This window comes from Ensifer sp. Root142, assembly GCF_001426785.1.
In the GTDB taxonomy this organism is placed as follows: domain Bacteria; phylum Pseudomonadota; class Alphaproteobacteria; order Rhizobiales; family Rhizobiaceae; genus Ensifer; species Ensifer canadensis.
The window spans coordinates 928-21,834 of sequence record NZ_LMFK01000010.1 but is presented as its reverse complement, the minus strand read 5'-3'; the positions used below and the strand labels follow the sequence as shown (position 1 = coordinate 21,834).

General features: G+C 60.7%; 21 protein-coding genes. 5 read left to right on the top strand and 16 right to left on the bottom strand.

Annotation, left to right across the window (positions count from 1 at the left end):
- The first annotated feature begins 11 nt into the window (after positions 1-11).
- On the top strand, positions 12-791 hold the full coding sequence (locus ASD52_RS11220) for a DUF899 domain-containing protein (RefSeq protein ID WP_057224355.1): 780 nt from the start codon (positions 12-14) through the stop codon (positions 789-791).
- Positions 792-853: 62 nt separating this feature from the next.
- On the opposite strand, the gene ASD52_RS40595 is transcribed toward ASD52_RS11220, so the two are convergent.
- Together ASD52_RS40595 and ASD52_RS39290 are read right to left on the bottom strand one after the other, a co-directional pair.
- Positions 854-985, bottom strand: a complete 132-nt coding sequence (locus tag ASD52_RS40595) for a hypothetical protein (protein ID WP_255569924.1) — start codon at positions 983-985, stop codon at positions 854-856.
- A 496-nt stretch (positions 986-1,481) separates the two neighbouring features.
- Positions 1,482-1,643, bottom strand: coding sequence for a hypothetical protein (locus tag ASD52_RS39290; protein ID WP_164474919.1), 162 nt, complete (start codon positions 1,641-1,643; stop codon positions 1,482-1,484).
- Positions 1,644-1,925: 282 nt separating this feature from the next.
- Between ASD52_RS39290 and ASD52_RS11215 the strand changes: the two genes are divergently transcribed.
- Complete coding sequence (locus ASD52_RS11215) at positions 1,926-2,516, top strand: 3'-5' exonuclease (RefSeq protein ID WP_057207667.1); 591 nt, start codon at positions 1,926-1,928, stop codon at positions 2,514-2,516.
- 82 nt (positions 2,517-2,598) lie between these two features.
- On the opposite strand, the gene ASD52_RS11210 is transcribed toward ASD52_RS11215, so the two are convergent.
- The 8 genes from ASD52_RS11210 to ASD52_RS11175 form a co-directional block, all read right to left on the bottom strand.
- Entirely contained in the window at positions 2,599-3,618 is a 1,020-nt protein-coding gene (locus ASD52_RS11210; RefSeq protein ID WP_057224353.1) for a hypothetical protein, read from the bottom strand.
- On the bottom strand, positions 3,615-4,517 hold the full coding sequence (locus ASD52_RS11205; protein ID WP_057224352.1) for an SMP-30/gluconolactonase/LRE family protein: 903 nt from the start codon (positions 4,515-4,517) through the stop codon (positions 3,615-3,617). The genes ASD52_RS11210 and ASD52_RS11205 overlap by 4 nt, the downstream gene beginning before the upstream one ends.
- A 9-nt stretch (positions 4,518-4,526) precedes the next feature.
- Positions 4,527-5,645 (bottom strand): mannonate dehydratase, encoded by a 1,119-nt coding sequence (locus ASD52_RS11200; RefSeq protein ID WP_025429549.1) that lies wholly within the window; start codon positions 5,643-5,645, stop codon positions 4,527-4,529.
- A gap of 20 nt (positions 5,646-5,665) precedes the next feature.
- Positions 5,666-6,451 carry an SDR family oxidoreductase gene (locus ASD52_RS11195; RefSeq protein WP_025429550.1) on the bottom strand — a complete coding sequence of 262 codons (786 nt, stop codon included), beginning with the start codon at positions 6,449-6,451 and terminating at the stop codon, positions 5,666-5,668.
- A gap of 17 nt (positions 6,452-6,468) precedes the next feature.
- The gene (locus ASD52_RS11190; RefSeq protein WP_057213094.1) at positions 6,469-7,464 is read right to left on the bottom strand and encodes an ABC transporter permease; all 996 of its coding nucleotides are present in this window, start codon (positions 7,462-7,464) and stop codon (positions 6,469-6,471) included.
- Complete coding sequence (locus tag ASD52_RS11185) at positions 7,461-8,996, bottom strand: sugar ABC transporter ATP-binding protein (RefSeq protein WP_057224350.1); 1,536 nt, start codon at positions 8,994-8,996, stop codon at positions 7,461-7,463. Before ASD52_RS11185 ends, ASD52_RS11190 begins: the two co-directional genes overlap by 4 nt.
- A gap of 60 nt (positions 8,997-9,056) precedes the next feature.
- On the bottom strand, positions 9,057-10,022 hold the full coding sequence (locus ASD52_RS11180; RefSeq protein WP_057224347.1) for a substrate-binding domain-containing protein: 966 nt from the start codon (positions 10,020-10,022) through the stop codon (positions 9,057-9,059).
- Positions 10,023-10,118: 96 nt separating this feature from the next.
- A complete protein-coding gene (locus tag ASD52_RS11175) occupies positions 10,119-10,874 on the bottom strand; it encodes a FadR/GntR family transcriptional regulator (RefSeq protein WP_057207648.1) in 756 nt (251 codons plus the stop codon).
- Positions 10,875-11,079: 205 nt separating this feature from the next.
- Here ASD52_RS11175 and uxuA point away from each other — a divergent pair, with 205 nt between their 5' ends.
- Together uxuA and ASD52_RS11165 are read left to right on the top strand one after the other, a co-directional pair.
- A complete protein-coding gene (gene uxuA / locus ASD52_RS11170) occupies positions 11,080-12,285 on the top strand; it encodes a mannonate dehydratase (protein WP_057207649.1) in 1,206 nt (401 codons plus the stop codon).
- Positions 12,282-12,974 carry an RraA family protein gene (locus tag ASD52_RS11165; protein WP_057207650.1) on the top strand — a complete coding sequence of 231 codons (693 nt, stop codon included), beginning with the start codon at positions 12,282-12,284 and terminating at the stop codon, positions 12,972-12,974. The genes uxuA and ASD52_RS11165 overlap by 4 nt, the downstream gene beginning before the upstream one ends.
- 65 nt (positions 12,975-13,039) lie before the next feature.
- Here ASD52_RS11165 and ASD52_RS37170 read toward each other — a convergent pair whose 3' ends face one another.
- Positions 13,040-13,381, bottom strand: a complete 342-nt coding sequence (locus ASD52_RS37170; RefSeq protein ID WP_347369220.1) for a sterol desaturase family protein — start codon at positions 13,379-13,381, stop codon at positions 13,040-13,042.
- A gap of 143 nt (positions 13,382-13,524) precedes the next feature.
- On the opposite strand from ASD52_RS37170, the gene ASD52_RS11160 reads away from it, so the two are divergent.
- Positions 13,525-14,319 (top strand): L,D-transpeptidase, encoded by a 795-nt coding sequence (locus tag ASD52_RS11160; RefSeq protein WP_057207651.1) that lies wholly within the window; start codon positions 13,525-13,527, stop codon positions 14,317-14,319.
- Positions 14,320-14,704: 385 nt separating this feature from the next.
- Here the strand turns inward: ASD52_RS11160 and ASD52_RS11155 are convergent, their stop codons facing one another.
- The 5 genes from ASD52_RS11155 to ASD52_RS11130 all read right to left on the bottom strand — a co-directional run.
- Complete coding sequence (locus ASD52_RS11155; protein WP_057224346.1) at positions 14,705-17,092, bottom strand: hypothetical protein; 2,388 nt, start codon at positions 17,090-17,092, stop codon at positions 14,705-14,707.
- An 850-nt stretch (positions 17,093-17,942) separates the two neighbouring features.
- Positions 17,943-19,019: an AI-2E family transporter gene (locus ASD52_RS11145; RefSeq protein WP_057224345.1), complete on the bottom strand. Its 1,077-nt coding sequence runs from the start codon at positions 19,017-19,019 to the stop codon at positions 17,943-17,945.
- A 103-nt stretch (positions 19,020-19,122) separates the two neighbouring features.
- Positions 19,123-19,947, bottom strand: a complete 825-nt coding sequence (locus tag ASD52_RS11140; RefSeq protein ID WP_057207655.1) for an LssY C-terminal domain-containing protein — start codon at positions 19,945-19,947, stop codon at positions 19,123-19,125.
- Between the two features lie 31 nt (positions 19,948-19,978).
- Entirely contained in the window at positions 19,979-20,311 is a 333-nt protein-coding gene (locus tag ASD52_RS11135; RefSeq protein ID WP_156585642.1) for a hypothetical protein, read from the bottom strand.
- A 230-nt stretch (positions 20,312-20,541) separates the two neighbouring features.
- A partial coding sequence (locus ASD52_RS11130) for an AraC family transcriptional regulator (RefSeq protein ID WP_082571795.1) occupies positions 20,542-20,907 on the bottom strand: 366 nt, incomplete at its 5' end.

The window sequence follows — 20,907 nt, the reverse complement described above, 5'->3', positions numbered from 1 at the left end:
TTACAAACGCCATGACGACATCAGCAGAAAAAGGCGGACACCCGGCCATGCAGACACCACCGGTCGTATCTCCGCAAGCCTGGGAAGAAGCGCGCCAGCAACTGCTGGTGAAGGAGAAAGCCCAGACCCGCGCTCGCGACGCACTGGCCGCCGAGCGTCGGCGAATGCCATGGATGGCCGTTGAAAAGGCTTATACCTTCGACGGTTCTGAGGGCAGAGCCAGCCTGACCGACCTGTTTGCCGGTCGGCGCCAGTTAATCGTCTACCGCGCCTTCTTCGAACCAGGTGTGTTCGGCTGGCCCGATCATGGCTGCAGAGGCTGCTCCATGGTCGCCGACCAGGTGGCCCACGTCGCCCACCTCAACGCCCGCGACACCACGCTCGTCTTCGTTTCGCGCGCGCCGCAGGCTGACATAGCGCGGCTCAAGGCCCGCATGGGCTGGGACATACCGTGGTTCACCATCACCGACGATTTTGATGCCGACTTCGGCGTGGCCGAATGGCACGGTACGAACGTGTTCTACCGCGACGGCGAGCGTGTCTTCCGCACCTACTTCATCAACAATCGCGGTGACGAACAGATGGGAAGCACCTGGAACTACCTCGACATCACACCGTTGGGCCGGCAGGAGGTCTGGGAGGATTCACCTCCAGGCTACCCGCAGACGCCAACCTACAAGTGGTGGAACTGGAACGACAGTTACGTCGCAGATGCCGCGCCCGACAAGAAATGGGTCGAAGTGTCGGAGGCGGGCGAAGCGGCATTCCGCGACCGGCAAGCGGGCAACTAGCCTTGAGCTTTAGCATCGTAAACAAGGCGAAACTGGCGGCAAGGGGCGTCGCCTTCGTTTCGCTAATTGCTGGGAACGATTGTCGGGCTCGGGGGCGGAGCGACGTCGGCGTCCGGCCTGATGGCGAGAATGCTCAGCGCGATTGCGACGAGCACGCAGATAAGGATGAGGAAGGCGATACCGGTTTTGTCCATCGCCTTACATCAAGCCTTCAATGTGGGGAAATCGAGACGAGCAAAATGTTCCTCTCCCAATTGGCTTAGGCAGCGACCGTCGGACATGCTCCTCACCCGAGCCGTTCTGCACCTGTTCGGGGATGTTTAGAATTTGCTATTTCCCGGCGCGGAACGGCCGGCCCCAACGGCATGCCCTGCAGCGGAGCGCTCTCTTCAGGCCTGGACAAGCATTGCGGCATCGATACTCGCCCGCCCCCTCCACGAGAAACGGGCGAAGGGAAGCGGACAAGGTAGGGTGTTACAGCACTTCCAGGAAAAAGTGCGAAGCGGTTCTTAGACAGGAACGTCTAAGAACAAGGAGGTAGAGCGTTTCTGCCACTCAGTCTAAACTGGAGACATTCTGCAGCGCCGCGCGTCTTGTTAGACGCGCAAAGGTCGCTGTAGCGCTTTGAATTGCTGACTGTTTTTATCCTTAAAGCGAATACGATCTAACGAAACATGCGGTAGTAGCCGGCTAGTCGGCGTCCATGGTTTCATCGCCGGTGCCGGTAGGATCGATATCGGGGTCGACCCCTTGTGATTGCGCGTAGGTCGTGTTGCCGGAGCCACTTGTCGCGCATCCTGAGATCGCCAGAAGCGCCGTCACTGCAATTGCCGTAAGAAATCTGGTGGGCATGGTTTTCTCCACTTGGGGGCTGCCGTTGCAGCCTGGGGTATCCGGCAGCGACCTAAGCCTGTTTTGTCCTGATCCGGAGATTCTCCTACGCTGACGGGAAACGCAAGTGGTATTCGCGCAGGATCACAGCTGTCGCGAGCGCCAGGTCGACTGACCGGAACCCTTTGCACTCTTTGCCGAATCGCCCGCACACCGCTACAGCATACTTCCTGCGTGCAAAGGGCGCGCGAAGGATGCTGTAGGGCTTTACCCTTGCCGCGCAAGACCAGTCGGGACACCACGTTGAAGACCATCGCCATTGATTTCGAAACCGCCAACGAGCAGCGCGGCAGCGCCTGTTCGGTCGGTCTGGCCTGGGTCGAGGATGGCCGGGTCGTGCGGATCGAGGAGCGGCTCATCCGTCCGAAGACCATGCGCTTCTCCTCCTTCAACATCGCAATCCACGGCATCCGCCCGGAGCATGTGGAGGACGCAGGCGAGTTTCCCGAAGTCATGGACGAATTCGCCGACGACTTTCGCGGCGCCACCATGATCGCCCACAATGCGGCCTTCGACTTCAGCGTCTGGCGCTCCTGTCTCGATCTCTACCGGCAGGATTATCCGGAACTGTCCTATCTCTGCTCGGTGAAGATGGCGCAAAAGGTCTGGCCGCATCTCGGATCGCACAAGTTAAACATCCTGGCCGGTCATCTCGGCTTGACCTTCGCACATCACAACGCTGCCGAGGACGCGGCGATCTGTGCCGAGGCAGCGATTGCGATTGCCGGGTCTCTGGGCATTTCGCAGGTCCGCGACATTCCGACCATGATCGGCATGCGGGCCGGACGGCTGTTTGCCAACGGCTACGACCCTTGCACCTGCCGGAAAAAATAAGCCCGCTGGGCAGGCATGCCCGGAGTGGTTCAGCCCGATACACCAGATCGCCCGCGAGATATGGCTTCACCCCATGATGGCTTCACCCCATGGGTGCGGCCTCGACCGAGATCCGGTAGCGCGTGACGAACGGCTGATCGGGATAGAAGGGCAGTGACGTGGGCGCGGCTGGCGATGCCAAGGGGTTGTCGGCTGACGAGACCGCCGGGCCGAAATCGAAGGCCGAGCAAACCGGCTCAACGCCAAGGGCGAGATGTTTCCCATCCCATGGATAGGCCTTCCGGCCGCGATTGCTGTACCAGAGCAACAGGCTTGGGAAATGCTCTTTCTGCCATTCAAGGCGGGCACGAAACCCCTCGTCATGGTAGTGCAAGGCGATCGCGCCATCGATGCCGACCAGCTGCAGCAGTTCCTCGGCATTCTGGTCAAGCGGAACGGACGCCGCATCGATGGTGGCGCCATCGCGGGCGTCGACGCTCTCAAGCTTCGACCATCGTCCGCCCGGCGCAAACAGCGTCGCCACCGGCTCCACGTCGCCGGGAAAACTGCGAACCTCGCCATAGGCTCCGGGCTCGAGCCTGACCGATCCGGGCCGGGGTGACAGGCGGAAGGTGGGGTGCAGGCCGATCGGCAGCCTGCAGGGTCGCCGCACCTCGATCTCGAGCGTGATGTCGACGGCGGCGGCCCGCGGGTCCGGCACGATGCGCCGGCGCAATTGGCGCACGGGATGGCCGTCCGGATAGCTGCACGTCAGGACGATCTGCCGCTCGTCGCAGTCGCCCCAACTCCAATGTGCGTTCGAGCCGTGGCCGTGCGGCACATCCGCTCCAGCGAAGGTCTCGCCAGCGTCCGACCAGCCTTTCGGCAGCGGGCGCGAGCCGTCGCTGCCGAAGGGCACGCAGGGCCATTCGCCGCGCAATTCCTGCAGGATCGGCGGCAGCGTCGTTCTGTCGGGATCCGAACCCCAGGGTGCGACATGCAGCGGGCTTACCTGTCGTCCATCAGGCAAAAGGAAAGTGACCGGCCCCAGCATGCCGCCCAGGGATTGCACCGCCAGGCATCCATGCGCCCAGGCCAGGCCGCGCCTTGTCGTCTCAGTCATCTCGATGCCGCCCCGCCAAATCGGTTCTCCGCCAGTCCGGGGGTGTCGACCGTCAGGGCATAAAGGCTGCCGGCGAGCCGTTCCCCGGGCTTTGAGAGGATACTGGCCGTCGTGACATAGAGCGTCTTCAGGTCGGCACCGCCGAAGGTGCAGGTCGTGATATTGGTGACCGGCATTTCGATGATCTCCGCCACGGAACCCTCAGGCGATATGCGCGCGATGCAGCCGCCGCCGAAACGGCAGTTCCAGAGATAGCCATCGCTATCGATCGCCGAGCCGTCAGGTGAACCGCGGGAGAAGTCAGCAAGGAATGTCCGTTCGTTCGAGATCGAACAGTCCGCTATTGCGTAATCGAAGGCGTAGATCTCGTTGGCGAGCGTATCACCGAAATAGAAGGTGCTGCCATCGGGACTCCAGCAAAGCGTGTTGGAGATGCCGAGCCCATGCCGCCACTCGCTCACCGTTCCATCAGGCGCGATGCGGTAAAGGATGCCCTCGCCTTCTGCCGTCTCGCCAAGCTCGCCGTCGGGCAGAACATTGTTCTTCATCGACCCGACCCAGAAGTTTCCCGCCGGGTCGGGACGACCGTCGTTCAGGCGCACGCGCGGATATCCGGGCAAGCGGAAGCCGTGATCCTCGCGCCGGTCGGTTTCCGGCCACCACCAGACGAGTTTTGAGGCTAGCGCCAGAAGCAACCGCCCTGGCTCGTCGGTGAGGGAGACCGCCACCACCGGCTCGTCGAATATCCAAAAGCGGACCGAACCGCTCGCCTCATCATACCGATGGACGAGAAATCGATTGACGTCGCTCCAGTAGAGCGCCTGCGCGGATGCCGACCAGACGGCGCCCTCGCCGCATTTGTCGCCGACCGGGGCAACACAGGTAACCGACCTCACCATCCGCGCCTCCTATTCAGCCGCGAGATCGTGGACAAGCGACCGCGACGGTCCGAGGGCATGGGCGTTCTGCACCAACGCGCGCATGTACCCAAGCGCAAAGGCCTTGCCCGCATGCCAAGAGGCAGCACAGGTCATTGCCGGCGTATGGTCGGGGATCATCACGCCCTGATAGTTTTCATCGCGCAGAATGCGCACGATTTCGGCCATGTCGATATCGCCTTCGTCGACGAAGGTTTCGACGTAGCGCGGCATCTTGCCCTTCACATTGCGGAAGTGGATGTAGCCGATGCGGCCCGAGCGCGCGAACCGGCGGACATGTTCGTAGATATCGCCGCCGGGCATTTCCTGAAGCGAGCCCAGGCACAACTCCAGCCCGTTCGACGGGGAATCGACGATCGACATCAACCGATCGTACTTTTCCGGCCGGTTGACGAGGCGCGCCGTGCCACGCAGCGCCTCGGCCGGCGGATCGTCGGGATGAGCACCGAGCATGACACCGGCTTCCTCGGCGACCGGAACCACATCCTTCAGAAAACGCGAGAGGCGATCCCAGATCTCGGCGTTGCTGACCGATACCGGTTTGGCGCCGGGCACACCGCGGCGATACCGCATGTTCCAGACCATGCCGTCGGGGATGGGCGCGTCCGGGTCGGGCACGGCGCCCGGCGCATCTTCAACGCCGAAGCCGACGGATTCAGCACCGCCGCGGGCATAGGGGCCACGGGTCCAGCCGTAAACGCCGGCGAGCGAGAAATTGTAGCCGATGCAGGGAACGCCCGCGCGCCCGGCATCGCGGATCAGTTGCTTCAGCGCGTCGATCTGCGCATCGCGCTCCGGTCCGTCGAGCAGGATGTCGTGCCAGAAGCGTGGCGAAAAATTCTCGATGGCGGCAAGTTCGAGCCCGCCTGCCCGCACGTCCTGAACCAGAGCCGACAGCTCCTCATAGGTCCAAAGGCGGTCGGTGGAGCAATCGCCCCATCCGCCGTTGTCGCCGCTGTCGATCTTCGGATCCTTGCCAGCGAAATAGTTGGTCAGATGCGCAACAATGTGGGTTGCGCCGGACTGGAGCGCGAAGCGGTAGTTGTCGGGCGTGAGCTGTTCACGATAGAGGCCAAGGCCGATTTTCATCTTGTTCTTTCCCTGTGCGATTATTTCACGCCGATGCCGGCGGTGAGCCCGCCGTCGATACGGAAGTCCGATCCGGTGATAAAACCGGCACGATCGGATGCGAGATAGGCGACGAGGTCCGCGACTTCCTCCGGCTCGCCGATGCGGCCAATCGGATGGGCGGCGCCGAAGCGGGCGAAGGCTTCCTCCTCGCTGACGCCCTCGCCGCCATAGGTGCGCGCGGCCAGCGACAGGAGCGGAGTGCGGACGGAACCGGGGCTGACTGAATTCACCCGCACCTTGAGGTCGGCATGATCGAGCGCCATCGCGCGGGTCAGCGCATGGATGGCGCCCTTGGTGGCGACATAGGCGGCGACATTCTGCTGACAGCTATGGCCCTGGACCGAGGAAATGTTGACGATCGCCCCACCGCCGCGCTTGGTCATCTCGGGGATGGCGAAGCGCCCCGTCAGGTAGATCGAACCGACATTGACGGACAAGCACCGGTTCCAAGTCTCGAAGCTGGTGTCGAGCACGGTGCCGAAGGGATGAACGGCGGCGGCGTTGACGACGATATCAAGACCACCATGGCGCGACACAACCGCCGCGACGGCAGCCGCCACATCTGCCTCGACCGACACATCGACCAATCGTGAGGCCATTGCCAGGCCACGCTCCTGTGCGATCCGGTCGAACGTCTGGTTGGCCGCGGCATCGTTGCCGCAAGCCAAGACCTTGGCGCCGGCCGTGGCAAGCCTTATGGCCGATGCCAGCCCGATACCGGAGGTTCCGGTAACCAGCGCCACTTTTCCTGCAAATTCAGTCATGATCGGCTCCGAACTCCCTAACGCACACGTTCCAGGACTTGATTGAGAAGCACGGCGCCAAGGATGATCCCGCCACGCACGACGTACTGCCAGTACTCGCTGACGTTCATCAGGGTCATGCCGTTGGAGATGCAGCCGAGAAACAGCACCCCGATCAGGGTTCCCCAAATGCGGCCCTTGCCGCCGAACAGCGAGGTGCCGCCGATGATGACGGCCGCAATTACGTCAAGCTCCATGCCGGTGGCGGTCGTGCCGGTACCGGCTCCGATCTGCGAGGCGATCAGCGTGCCCGAAATCGCCGTCAGTGCGCCGGTGAGGCCGAGCGTCAGCGCCTTCACCTTCCAGATGTCGATACCCGAGAGCCGAGCCGCCTCCATGTTGCCACCGACGGCATAAACCTCGCGGCCGAAGCTGGTGTATTTCATCAGGAAGTGCATGGCCGCGAAGGTGAGCACGAAAATATAGACCGGGAAGGGAATGCCGAAGAGGTAGCCGCCACCGAGGAAATCGAAGCCGGTCGGAAACGTCGACAGCGGAAATCCACCGGTGATGAGGTTCGCAACACCGCGAAGGGCGGCAAACAAAGCGAGCGTGGTAATGAAAGTCGGGACGTTGAACCACTGCCGGAAGCGGCCGGTGAGGTAACCAAGCGAAAAGCCGACGGTAAGCGCGACGGCAAAGCCGAGGATAACGGCGTTCCAGCCGCCGATTGCGTCCGTGTAGGCGTCGGCGAACCAGGCAACGATGCATCCCGCCAGTGCGACCCCGGCGCCAACAGAAAGATCGATCTCGCCCGAAATGATCACGGCCGTCATGCCGAAGGCGATGATCCCCAGCATCGCCACGGTTCGCAGCACGTTGAGGATATTGGCGGTCGAGGCAAAGCCCGGCGCCATCAGGATGAGGAACAGGACCAGACCCGCGAGGATAATCTCCATCGGATAGGTCTTGAGGAGACGCAGCGAGACGTTCTGTCCGCCGCCTTCAGCTGTTTGTTGGCTGACAAGTGTCATTGGGAGGCCCCTTCCATGCATAGGCCGTAGAGTTGGGTAAGATCGGTCCTAGTGGGATCCACCTCCGCCACCACATTACCGTGGTGCATCACGAGAATGCGGTCTGCCACTTCGAGGACCTCCTCGAGTTCGGTCGAAACGAAGATGCTTGCCAGGCCGTCCGAGGCTTTTTGCCAGATGATGTCGAAGATCTGTCGCTTGGCCTGGACGTCGACGCCGCGGCTCGGCTCATCGAAGAACATCACCGAGGGAGCCCTGTTCAGCCACTTGCCGATCACCACCTTCTGCTGGTTGCCGCCCGACAGGGAAGACACCGGCAATTCCGGATCGCCGCACTTGATATGCAAATCGGCGATCTGCCGATCGACATGTGGCTGTTCGCGGCGACGGGAGATCAGTCCGTTTCGCGCAATGGGGCCGAGACTTGCCATGCAGAGATTGTCGGCCGTCGGCAGCGATTGCACGAGACCGACCTCCTTGCGGTTCTCCGGCGTATAGCCAAGACCGGCGGCGCGCATCTGGCGCGGCGCGGCGCCCGTCATCGATTGCCCGGCAAGGTGCACCGTGCCGGCATCGATGCGGTCGGCGCCAAAGATTGCGCGCATCAGCTCGGTCCGGCCCGAGCCCAGCAGGCCGGCGATCCCGAGTATCTCGCCGCGATAAAGGTCGAAGGAGACGTCGTTGAAGTGTCCTGCACGGGTCAGGCCGCGCACTTCGAGCAGCGGCTTGAGCCTGTCGATCACCTGGCGCGGCGGCCGTTTCGTGCGGGCGGCGTCGCCAAACATCATGCCGACGATCTCGGCGGGCGAGGTCACGGACATCTCGACGGCACCGATATAGTGGCCGTCGCGAATGACGGTGCAGGTGTCGGCGATCTCGAAAAGCTCGCTCATGCGGTGCGTGATGTAGATCATCGTCACGCCGCGTGCCCGCAATCGCTCGATCAGCGCGAAAAGCTGCTTGACCTCTTTCGAGGCGAGCGCCGATGTGGGTTCGTCGAGCAGCAGGATCGATGGGTTGAAGGACATCGCCTTGACGATCTCGACGACCTGCTGTTGCCCGACGCTGAGGCCCGAGACCGGCTGGCGGGAATCGATCGAGAGCCCCATGTCGGACAGAAGCTCGGTCGCGCGCTTGTGCAAACCCTTCCAATCGACGACACGCAAGCCCGCGCGCCTGGTGTGCGGCAGGCGACCGAGAAAAATGTTCTCGCCGACGGACAGTTCGGGAACGAGCGACAGTTCCTGATGCACCGTGACGATGCCAGCATCAAACGCGTCGTGCGGCGAAGTAAAGCTCTGGTCTCTTCCGTTGACGCTGATCGTGCCCGACGTGGGTTCGGTCACGCCGGCAAGAAGCTTGATCAGCGTCGATTTACCCGAGCCATTCTTTCCCATCAGGGCATGAACCCGCCCTGGGGTAAAATCATGGGTAAACTCCGACAGGGCAACCGTCGGGCCGTAACGCTTTGTGACGGATCGGAACTCGAGCCGCCCTTGGGCGGTATCTGTCCGGGGCTGAGAGTAGGTCATCGGTGGTTCCCGGTTGGCGCAGAAAATGGTGGCAGGGCCGAGTGGCCCTGCCACGCAACCTTACTTCAGAGCCTTCAGGCCTTCCTTGTAGGCGGCGACCCCGTCGGCATTTGCGCGCGTCAAGGGAAGGACGGGAACATTGACCTTGGTCTCGAACGTCTTGCCTTCGAGCAGTTTCTGCGCTGCCTCGATCGCCTGCTTGCCGACCTCTAGAGGCTGCTGCGCCGTCGTTGCCTGGAGCACGTTGTCCTTGTCGAGAAGCATGTTGGCGAGCTGCTCGGAACCATCGGTGCCGAAAACGAACACTTTGCCCTCAAGCCCGGCCTTCTTCACCGCCTGGACCGCGCCGATCGTGCCGCCTTCGTTGGCGGCATAGATCACCTTGATATCCGGGTTGGCGGTCAGCATGTCGCTGGCAACGGCCAGCGCCTTCTCGGCCAGCCAGGCATCCTGTTGCGCGACGATCTCGACCTGGGAGGACACCACGTGAAGGAAGCCGTCGACGCGAGCGTTCGACTGCTCAGGCAACAGCGCCTTGAAAGCGAGTGTCCCGATCTTGACCTTCTCGCCATACCCGAGGGTTTTCAGAAACGGAGCAGCCGCCTCGCCTGTGCCGATGCCGATATCGCGGTCTGAACTGGTCACCGTCGCCTGGGCAACGTCACCATTGGCAGACGTGCCGTAGGTGACCACGGTGATGCCGGCATCGCGTGCCTTCTTGAGCGCGGGAACCGAAGCGTCGGCCGACAGCGGCGCGACCACGATCGAGTTGACGCCGCGGGCGATATAGGTGTCGATCAGCTGCGCTTCCTTTTCGAGCTTGCTGTCGCTGTTTCCGGCGAGCAGTTCGTCGCCGGCGGCTTCCGCCGCCTTCTCCATCCCGATCTGGATGCCGCGGAAGTACTGGTCCTGCTGGAAGACGATGCCGGCGATGGCCTTGCCGTCGGCAAGAACCGCGCTCGGCGCGAAGCTGACACTTACCAGAAGTGTTGCGAGCGTCAGGACGTGGCGTTTTGTTTTGATCATACTGGGTCTCCTCCCCTAGGCCCTTGATCGTGTTGCCGGCCCCGCGGGCAAAGGGGCCGGTTCTGACTGAATGCGGAAGACGATGCCGCCGCAGCCTCAAGTCTTGGTCGCGGCGGACTGTCCACTGGTCGGCGCGCCGACGAATTTGAGGCCGAATTCGAGATGGCGGCTCATGAGATAGGCATAGGCAATTCGGTCGCGCGCCCTCAGCGCGCCGATGATTTCGGCATGGGCCTCGTAGGTCGCCGACTGGACCGGCCGCTCCGCCTTGCCGAGGCGCATGACTTCCTCGATGACGGTGCGCATCATCCGGTAGGCAGCAAGGGTCGTCCTGTTGCCTGAGAGTTCGACGATAGCCTCGTGGAATTCGTAATCGTAGCGGGCCGCCTCCTCGACGCTCTCAGCCGTCCGGATGCGAGCATTGGCCGCCTCCAGCCTGTCGAGGTCGGCTTCGCTTGCATGAAGAATGATGTGGTCGCCGACGCCGGTCTCGATGATGCGGCGGAAACCCTGCAGATCGCGGAAGGAATCGGGCGATATGCCGTTGTGAAAGGCAAAAAGCCTGCGGATCGCCTCGCCATGACCACCGCTGATGACGGCACCGACCTTCGGCCGCGTCTCGACCAGACCATAGGCTCGCAGGACCTGAAGCGCCTCGCGAACCGTATTCCGTCCGGCCTGAAACTGCTCACCAAGATCGCGCTCGGTCGGCAGCGCATCGCCAATCCCGAGGCCGCGTTCGGCGATCAGATCCCTGATCTGCTCGACGAGCCTATCGACCGCAGACGTCTTGCCGACCTCAGCTGGCTCGACACCTGTCGATTGCGCCGGTTTTGCCGAATTGTGCGCCACGTTCTCCTCCTGTGTGCGGCTCTATTTGTTGGTCCAGATTGAGTGACAAGTCAAGAGCTGCATCGGAATTTTTGCCGCCGTGCCGGAAAAACAACAATCTCAGCGTATTTTCGCTTGAATTTGCGCCCACGCCGATCCTTAATGCGTCATCTGGTCCAACAATAGAGATCATCCCGAGATCGCAGGAGTTTAAGAGATGAGGCCGATGGAAGAGTGCTTTCGCTGGTATGGCCCGGATGACCCGGTGCCGCTCAGCCACATCCGGCAGGCAGGGGCGACGGGCATCGTCTCAGCGCTTCATGACGTCTATGACGGCTCGCCCTGGTCCGACGATCAGATCCTGAAGCACAAGGCGTTGATCGAGGCGGCAGGCCTGCGCTGGAGCGTGGTCGAGAGCATTCCGGTGCACAATTCGATCAAGCTGGCATCGTCAGACAGCGCACGCTACATCGGCTGGTACAAGGACACGATGCGCGCGCTGGCGCGCTGCGGCATTGGCACGGTCTGCTACAATTTCATGCCGGTGGTCGACTGGACCCGCACCGAACTCATGCATCCGCTGCCGACCGGCGGATATGCGCTGCGCTTCGATGCTATCGATTTCGCCGCCTACGATCTCTTTGTGCTGAAACGGCCACGTGTCGAGCAGAGCTATTCGCCCGCCCAGATCGAAACGGCGGAGGCGCGGCTTACCGCGATGGATCCAGCAAAGATCGACCGTATCGAACGCAATCTGATTGCCGGCCTGCCGGCATCGGAGCGTAAGTTTGATCGCGCCGGCTTTCTTGGAGCGCTCGCGGAGTACGATGGCATCAGCGCCGAGGACCTGCATGAAAACCTCGCACGCTTCCTGCGTGAGATCGTGCCGGTCGCCGAGGAGGTCGGGGTGAAGCTCTGCATTCATCCTGATGATCCGGCCTGCCCGCTCTACGGCTTGCCGAGGATCGTATCCACTGCGGATGACGTGCGCCGCATCCTGGCAGCCGCCGACAGTCCCGCCAATGGCCTGACCTTCTGCACCGGATCCTACGGCACCCGCGCCGAAAACGACCTGCCGGCCATGGTGCGTGAGTTCGGCTCCCGCATCCATTTCGCCCATCTGCGCAACGTTCAGCGCGAAGCTGACGGGTCGTTTCATGAAGCCGACCATCTTGGTGGCTCGAGCGATATTCCGGCCGTCATTCTCGCCCTTCTCGAGGAGCAAGAGCGCCGGCGTGCCGAGGGGCGCGACGACTGGCAGATCCCCGTTCGTCCAGACCATGGGCATCTCCTTGCCGACGACATTGGCAAGGAACGGATCAATCCCGGCTACTCGCTCATCGGCCGACTGAAGGGGCTCGCCGAGATCCGAGGCGTGATGCACGGCATTTCAGCGGTCAAGGCCGCAAGGAACAAACAGGTGACACTATGAAGATTTTTGAAGACGATGCCGACTTGTTCACGGCGATGCGAAGCCGGCTCTTCACCGCCGTTGTCGGCGATATTCTGGACACGATGGGGCTACAGCATCAGTTCCTGCCGCCGAAGATCCGGGCCCTGCGCGACGACATGGTGACAGTCGGGCGCGCCATGCCGGTGCTTGAGGCGGATTTCTTTGCGACCGCGGGAGCCGGCGGCCACGCCGAGATCAGCTCCAAGCCCTTCGGCCTGATGTTCCATGCGCTCGACAGCCTGAAACCCAACGAAATCTACGTATGTTCAGGCGCCTCGCCGCGCTACGCCGTCTGGGGCGAGTTGATGTCGACACGCGCGATCCAGCTGAAAGCCGCAGGTGCGATCTGCGACGGATACTGCCGAGACAGCAGCGGCATCCTGGCCCTCGATTTCCCGACCTTCTGCTACGGATCCTATGCTCAGGATCAGGGACCGCGCGGCAAGGTCGTCGACTATGCGGTTCCGATCGAGATCGGCGGCATCCGCATTCGGCCCGGCGACATGCTGTTCGGCGACCGCGACGGCGTTCTGGTCATTCCGCGCGAGGCGGAACGGGAAGCGATCGCGCTGGCGTTCGAAAAGGCAGAAACTGAAAACAAGGTTCGCCTTGCCATCGAGGCCGGCATGTCCACGGTCGAGGCATTCGAACGCTTCGGCGTCATGTAGTCGCTCAGTGGCGGGACGGCGTCTTCATCGTCCTTGCGAGCGATAAATCTATGGCACGAACGCGTCTATCTCTCTGCGAGGTGACGCCCGTTGGGTTGGGCGCGCCGTGGATTGCGGCGCGGCTGGATGTCGGTTGCAAACACCCGATCCCAGGGGCCGGAGGTCACGCCGAAGTTGCCTTCCGGCGTCACGTGGTGGTGCAGCGCATGGCGTCGCTTGAGCGCGAACACAGCGATCCTTGGCGTCCCGGTCGATAATGCACGAGATGATGAACCGTGGCAGAGCAGAACCGAACAGGAATCCCGCGCTGAGGCTGCAAGCAATGCCGGGTCGCCGATCCACCACAACGGAGACATCAACAGAACGAGATATGCGGGCACACTGACAAATGTCGCCGACATCGTCACCACCGGTGCACGAGCGGCATGTCGAACGCGCCGAAGGGTGGGGCACGGCCGGCAATGGTTTCACGCTTTCTTAACCACGAATTGTGAAAATGCGGCCCATCCGGTGGGCATGATGCCGACCGTTCGTTTGGGGTAATGAGTGCATGCGTAAGCCGCAAGATCAGGCGCTGTCCTCCGGCGCCACCAAACCGGAGTCCGGCTACTTCGTCTCCCGCCGCGCCGTGCTTTCGGGCCTCGGTGTCCTGACACTGCTTGGCGCCTCCGGCTGCTCGCAGACGCTCGAATTCCCGGAGCTGGGATCAATCGAGCCGTCGGGTGGTATGCCGCCTGGGGGCGTTGACCGCATGCCGACCGGTTCGATCCCACCGCTCAGCGTCGACAGCAACATCACCGATAACGGCACGATGTATGCCTCGCTGATCGACAATGGCCTCGTGATCCCGGCAGTTCCATTCCAGAAGATCAGGCCGGAATTCCGCCGTCAGATCGTTATCGATCCGACCGGCGAGGCGCCGGGCACGATTGTGGTGCGGCTCAACGAGCGGCATCTCTATTGGGTGCAGGAAGGCGGCGAAGCGATCCGTTACGGCGTCGGCATCGGCAAGGCCGGCTTCGAATGGAGCGGCCGCGCCGAGATCCAGTACACCAAGGAATGGCCGACCTGGACGCCGCCCAAAGAGATGATCGCGCGCAAGCCGGAGCTGGTGAAATGGACGGGCGGTCAGCCGGGTGGCCTCGACAACCCGCTCGGCGCCCGCGCACACTATATCTACAAGGACAGCCACGACACTGGCTATCGCGTGCACGGCTCACCCGAATGGTGGACCATCGGCACTCAGGCATCTTCCGGTTGCGTGCGCATGATCAACCAGGACGTCATCGACCTCTACAACCGGGTCAAGGCGTCGCCGACCAAAGTTCCGATTGTGGTGGCGTGAAAGGCGCTTCGCACCGAGCGAGTAGGGAATCGAGAAGAGCCACGACAGTCCCTACCAAAAAAAATTCAGTCGTTCAATCCTGCCGCACCCGTCTGCCCTTCGCGACAAGCTCTCTGACCGCGATCTTTAGAGGGAGGCGTGCCGGATCTCTCCTAGTGTCTGAGGACGCAACGCCTCTTGAGCCGCAAGAGCGAGGGGTCAAGCGTCGGTCCGTTGCAGGCGCGATGTCAGCCAACAACATGTTAGCCCAACGCGGTAATCCGATGCGCCCCGCCGAAAGCAGTGCTGCCGGGAAAACGAGATACATAGGCATGGGTTTAGATCCCATACGCAACAAGATGCAACGCCGACGTCAAACGACTGCCGGCGCTGCGTTGACGAGGATCTATTCGGCCTTTGCCTCGATATCGAGCCGCTCCAGGAAACCTGCCGGATCGTCGGAGGCTGTCATCAGTTCAATCGCACCAATGCCTGCGGCGTCCTTCGATTTGACAGACAGGGTGAATGTCCCCGCTCTTCCCAGGAAAGTTGAGGCTGCCCCGGCGACACTTTGAAGCTTCGGCTGATCGGCCACGAACTGCTGCAGCATGGTGGATCCGACCAGCACCAGCATGCCGCGCGCCTGCTCCGCCGTCATGTCGTTTTGCCGGGCATACAAAGTCAGCGCCTTGTCGAAGAGCCCTTTGTCCTCGATCCGGAGCTTCAATTCCCGTGCAGTAACGCCGAGTGCTGCGGTTTGCATGCGTATCGTGTCAGCAGAAAACAAATCGTTTGAGACGCCGGCCAAGACACCAGACAGCGAAACACTGCCCATCCCCTCTCCCCCAAGGGAGATATCCTTGATGACGAAGCTTTTGCCCGCTTCGTCCCAATGTCCCTCAACCCCAGCCGACAAGGTGAGTTTGTCGTAGCCGAGCTTTCGCAAATGCTCAAACGCCTCGTCCTTGGCGTCTGCTGGCATCGGGACACTCAAGTCCTCGTATACAATACGAATATCGGTAGGGATGCCATTGTACGGTTTACTGAGCGCCGCTTCATAGGATTTCAGCAAAAATTTCACGCGCTGCGGCACGAGCGATGCGATGTCGGTCGACATTGTTTCAGAGGCTTGGACTTCGCCTGCATCATCGTTGAGCGCAGTCTGAGGAAGGGCATCGTCACCGGCACCATCCACAGCGTCAGGATCACTCGCTTGATCGGAAGCAGCATCTGCAATTTCAGCGGCAGCCACATCTGCCGCAGCGTCCGCGCCATCGTCGATGGCCGAACCGTCCTTGTCCGCGTCAACCGGCGCCGCTGAGACTTCGGGCCCGGCGTCCGCGCCCTCAACGGCGACATCGCTGTTTCGGCTGCTATCGCTGGGATCGGGCGCGTCGATTGCCGGTGCAGCGGTTGCTTCATCCTCAGACGTCGTCTCGCTCGGCGCCGCAGCCTCGTCATCGACCGCTGCGATCTCGTCAACGTCGGCCGATCCGCTCGGCAGATCGACATCCAGACCGGCAAGCCGGAATGTCCCGAACTCGGGCAGCAATGCGGAATAGGCAAATTCTTGAGCCTGATCATCGTTCAAAACAAGGAGTTGTTTCAATCCCTCCATTGTCGGGTGCCAGGAAAAACCGCTGACGCTGGCTTCAGCGAGCCGGAAATGATCATCGCCTTCTTCCATCGAGATCCCGTTGAGGCTCGCGTTCACTTCGCGACCGTTCAGGTGAAGTGACGTGCGTTCGACATCGAGGTCGATCTGCTTGCCACTGTCTTTGCCCGGGACTTTGACCTTGAGCCCCAGCAATTGGATATCGCCCGGGCCAATCATATCGGGCAGGGAGAGAACTTTCATGTAAAAGGCGTTTCGTTCGGCAGCAGGCAATTCGTCGGGGTTTTTGACCGAACGCAGCATGTCCAGCGTGTCCAAAAGCGGCTCAGCCGGCATACGAATGCTAAGACCATTGCTGCGCAACTCATCATATTGGAAGCTGCCCTCGCCTATTGTCTGAGTGACATCCTTGATCGACAAGGGGCCGTAAAGCGCCTTGGCCTGCTTGTCCTGTGGCCCGGCCGCTTGCGTGTACAAACGTGCGGCATAGCCCACGTCAAGGTCCTTACCGGTCATCGCCCCAAATGAGCCGTTGATGCGCGCGTTTTTCGTCTTCCCGTCTTCAGTCGCCTCAGCCACATGCATGTCCAGGCTGGCATTGGACGAGCTGTAGCGTGCTACGCGGCCATCCCTGATATCCTCGAGCGCGATGTTTCTGTAGACGATCCTGTCTTCATTCCCCTCGACGATTTTGGTCATCGCGACCTCCGGCACGAAGATGCGATTGGCCTGGAAGCGCTGGATACGCTCCGGCAATGACAGGCTGCTCTTGTTTGCGAAGATCTCGGCGACCGTCTGACGGTCGAAATTTGGCTGCTCGACACTCGCGCGCGGCACAGCGATTTTGTAGCCCGCAAGCTCGGCGCTCAGGTTGGCGATCTCGAGCTCCGCATTCAGGAAGAGAAATTTTGGGCGACCGTCGATGCCGGCGATCTTTGCGCTAAGGCCGTCCTTTAGCGGCAGCATCACGTCACGCAGATGAAATCGGCCGAGATAATCCACATGGACGGAGCCGGCTGTTCCCCCGCGCGCTGTGATATGCTTCTCGACGCCGCGCTCCAGTGTGATCTTGTAACCCGTCGCCCCGGCAGCCAGCACCGCCACAAACGCGGCGCTCAACCACAGCGCCTTGCGCCGACCTTTTCCTGTGACCGATTTTACCTGTTCCAAATCATCCATCCTTTCACCGTCTCCCTGTGTGACGGCGACTTTGCGACCGAAATCACGACGGTCCATTGCAATCACTGCGAAACGATTGCCTTTCGAGACCGTCCCGAAATGTTTCGTTGAAACCGCTGCAACCGCGACGTCGCCTAGATGCGCGCTAGGCCACTAACCGGAATGAAGGCAGATGAACTGGCAATCATGCTACGGCGCCCGTCGACCAGTCCAACAGGCGTAGCGACCAGCGAGAGTGAAGTTCCTCTAAGTCGGTCTTGGCGCTCTGCCTATCTTCAAGGGGCACATCGTCGATTGATGTTTTGAGTGCCCGGCTGAAGACAGTTTCGACTAGCGCAATAATGCAGCCGGAGATTGCCATCAAGACCATTAACTTCCCCAGATCGCCGTGAGGGGCAGGTTTCTTTGAGCATTGACCCGGATGTGCTGTTCATGAGCCCACGCACAAGCTGCCGCATCGTCGGGCCTGGAGTAACATCTGCCATGCGGGTCAGGCCGAGATTGATGCCATCGGCAAGATGGCGGTGAGCAGCGCAAGCCTGTTGTCGGGCGGATCGGCCCGTGCGCAGGTGGGTGAACGCGTTCGCGATCGTGCTAACCTATGTTGGCCCCGCAGCTGATCCCGAGATCGCAGTGCGTGTCAGGCGACACTCTTTGAAGGCGAGTGGAAGATCTTTGGCTTGATATGCTGCGATCCCTGCACTGAAATCGGCAACTGCTTTTGGATCGTCCTCGGCTTGGGACAGACTCTCTGAATGATTTCATGGTGACCCGACCTGATGGGTGAGGGCGTGGCGCTGCTCGCTCTTGTTAAGGCTGGCCTAAAAGCGTCGCCGGCGTGATGGGTTCACTATTCAGTACCTGGACTGTTCAAAACGTTGTGACCTGCGCTTGCTAGTGATTTCCGTCTCGCGAAGCGCAGGACCACACCCAGCGAAGCTGCAATAGGTATCGCCAGCAAGACACCGATGAAGCCGAATAACCACCCGAAGGCGAATAGCGCAAACATCATCCAGACTGGATTGAGGTTGACGCGCCGGCCGATGAGGCGCGGGGACAGAACATAGTCGGCAAGCATTTCACCGACAATGAAGATGCCCCCCACAACAGCGACAGGTGCCCAATTGGGCCAGAACTGGTCCACCGCAACGCATACCGATATCAAGATACCGGTGGCTGCCCCAAGGTAGGGAACGAAACTGATGAGGCCTGCAGCTATACCAATCAAAATGGCATGGTTGAGTCCGGTCAGCTTCAACGCTGCCGTATAAAGAACGGCAAGAATGAGACAGATGGCAACCTGACCGCGCACGAACCCGGCAACAGTATCGTGGATTTCGCGCCCGAGCGCCCGACCATCATCGCGGTACTCCGGAGCAAGCCAGCCATCAATTGTCGCAATCATTCGGTGCCAGTCAATGGCGAGATAGATGGCGATGATTGGAGTGACAACGAGGAGCGAAAGAAGGGAAATCAATGCTCGTCCGCTCGACCACAGCGAACTGAGGAAACCGTCGAGCCATTTGCTGCCCATCGCCCTCACGACGTCGACGGAAGATTGCTCGATGTGAAGATTCTCACCCATGATGTCATGCATCCAGCGGCCGCTTGCTTCGGTCATAAGGGATTGCAGACGCGTGATGTAGCGGGGAAATTCATCAATAAAAAATCTCAGCTCACCAATGATAACCGGGAACATAACCAGCATGACCGCGATAATACCCACGATCAGCGGCAAGATGACGGCTAGTGCTGCAAAACTTCGATTGATCCCGAACCGCTCTAACCTGTCGACTGCGGGAACGAGAAGATAGGCGAGCAATGCGCCAACAACAAATGGCAGCAGGATTTCGCGCAAAAGCACTAGCGCAACCAAGGCGACTGCGGAAACCGCAATCCAGAATGTAGCTGGTTGCACAATTCTCATGGGACCCCTGCGCAGTCTTGTTTCGAGTTCTGCCGGACTTTGCTGATCTCAGCGCATCGATCCTCGGATCCAAGGAGGGTAGAGCAGGTAAGGATCCTCCTTGTCAATTATCCATCAAGCTGGCGAAGGCGATCTCACCATCGGTAATGTAATGGTTGACCTTTCCGGTCTGTAGACGTGAGCCGGATTGATGCAAGACGACATCCCCGATCACCCGCTTTGACTTCAACTGGGTGACTATGTGATCTCGTTCAACATTCGTATCTGAATCGGTAGCGTGTGTCACTTGGAGCGTCAGTTTGGTCAGCGATAATCCAGTATCTCTGGTGCCCGCCCCAACCCACAAGACGCGCTGATCAGTCGATGGCCTATCCGTATTCAGCCAGAAGCTTGCTGCTGTGATATCGTCGCCCGTATGGGCGGTGCTCAGCGCCCAGAAGCGGATATGGTGGCGCTTGCGCGGACTGTTGTCGATGGGCTGCTGGAAACCTATGTCCTGCTTTCGTCCGAAGAGATAGAGCGTGCTGAAAGGAGCCGTCGGATACGGAGTGTTGAGCAGAAACGCTCGTACCATTCGCCACGAGCTTGCAACCCCCAAACTGTCGGCTGTTGACCAGCCCGCTGTTGCAAACGCATCGCAAAGTTGTTGAAGAGTGCCTATCAGCACGAGATTCACTGGATCGCCGGGCAAGCCGTCGCCAGTGATGGTGTATCTAGGGATGAGTCTCCGGTGGAGAATCTTTAAGCCCATTCGGACCACGTTTGGCAAAATGACGTAGGCAGCAAGCCCATAGGTAAGACCTACCGCCAGGATCCAGGGAAGTCTGTGGTCCGCAGTGTCAAAAACGACAAAGACGATCAGCCAAACGCTAACTGCCCCCAGACAGAAGATGAGAAACCTTTGGAAAAGGCGCGTAAGCATTCTCAAAATTTCTTATCCCGTGCAGGACCTTGGTTCGCTATCGACTTCGCTGCTCGTACCTTGTCCCGCCGGCCGAACAGAGACGCTGTAGGCTAAGTTCTACGCCACATGTCGTCGAAACGATATTGTTCTTTGGGGAAGCGCGAATCTCGTTGAGCGAGGATGCACCGCCCGGCAGCGTCGAGCCGCCGCCGGTCTGGGCCTGAGCAACCTCGAACCGTTGCGGGGCCGGATCGCTGATCCGGCCCGTCGTCGATCCGGCCTGCGTTGGATTGGAGACCGCAACGCCCGGCTCGGCATAGAGCGCCACGCCCGCGCCGAGCAGGAGTGTTGCGACCGTGGAGAGGCCGAAGATTCGTTTCTGGCTCATCATGCGAGCACCTATCGTTCGTTAGCGCGCTGCGCGTTGAGGTCGAGCAGAGCCTGGAAGCTCTGCAAGGAAGCGAGATGTTTAGTCCCGGCATTTGATGGAGCAAAGCGCTCGCTGACGTCTGCTCGAGGTTCATGGAATGAGCCGTCACAGCAGATCTTGTCGCAGCGCGAGAGCTGATGTCGAGACTGGAGCAGCGATAACCGGAGCGCAGTTCGTATGTGTGCCACTTACTGAGACATCCGCCATACAACTTCGGACGGCTCGCCGATGCAAGCGCTGCAACGCCGCCAGCGTGCGGGTGGATGCCCCGTTTGACGTCGGAACACTGTGATAAAATGGGTCTGTGAACGAAAGCCGACATCAATCGCAATTTCGTCGATGCTCAGGTCGTCGCTCAACAATTTCGTTTTCGCGCGCTCTATTCGACGGTCGCGCAGATAGGCATGCGGGCTCCGGCCTGTCGCGAACCGGAAGCCGGCAGCGAAATGCATGGGGCTGAGGCCCGCGGCGCGCGCGATGTCTACGAGTTGAAGCGGGGTCGCTAGGTTCATTTCGATGAACTCTACGGCGCGCTTGAGCCGCCATGGTGCGAG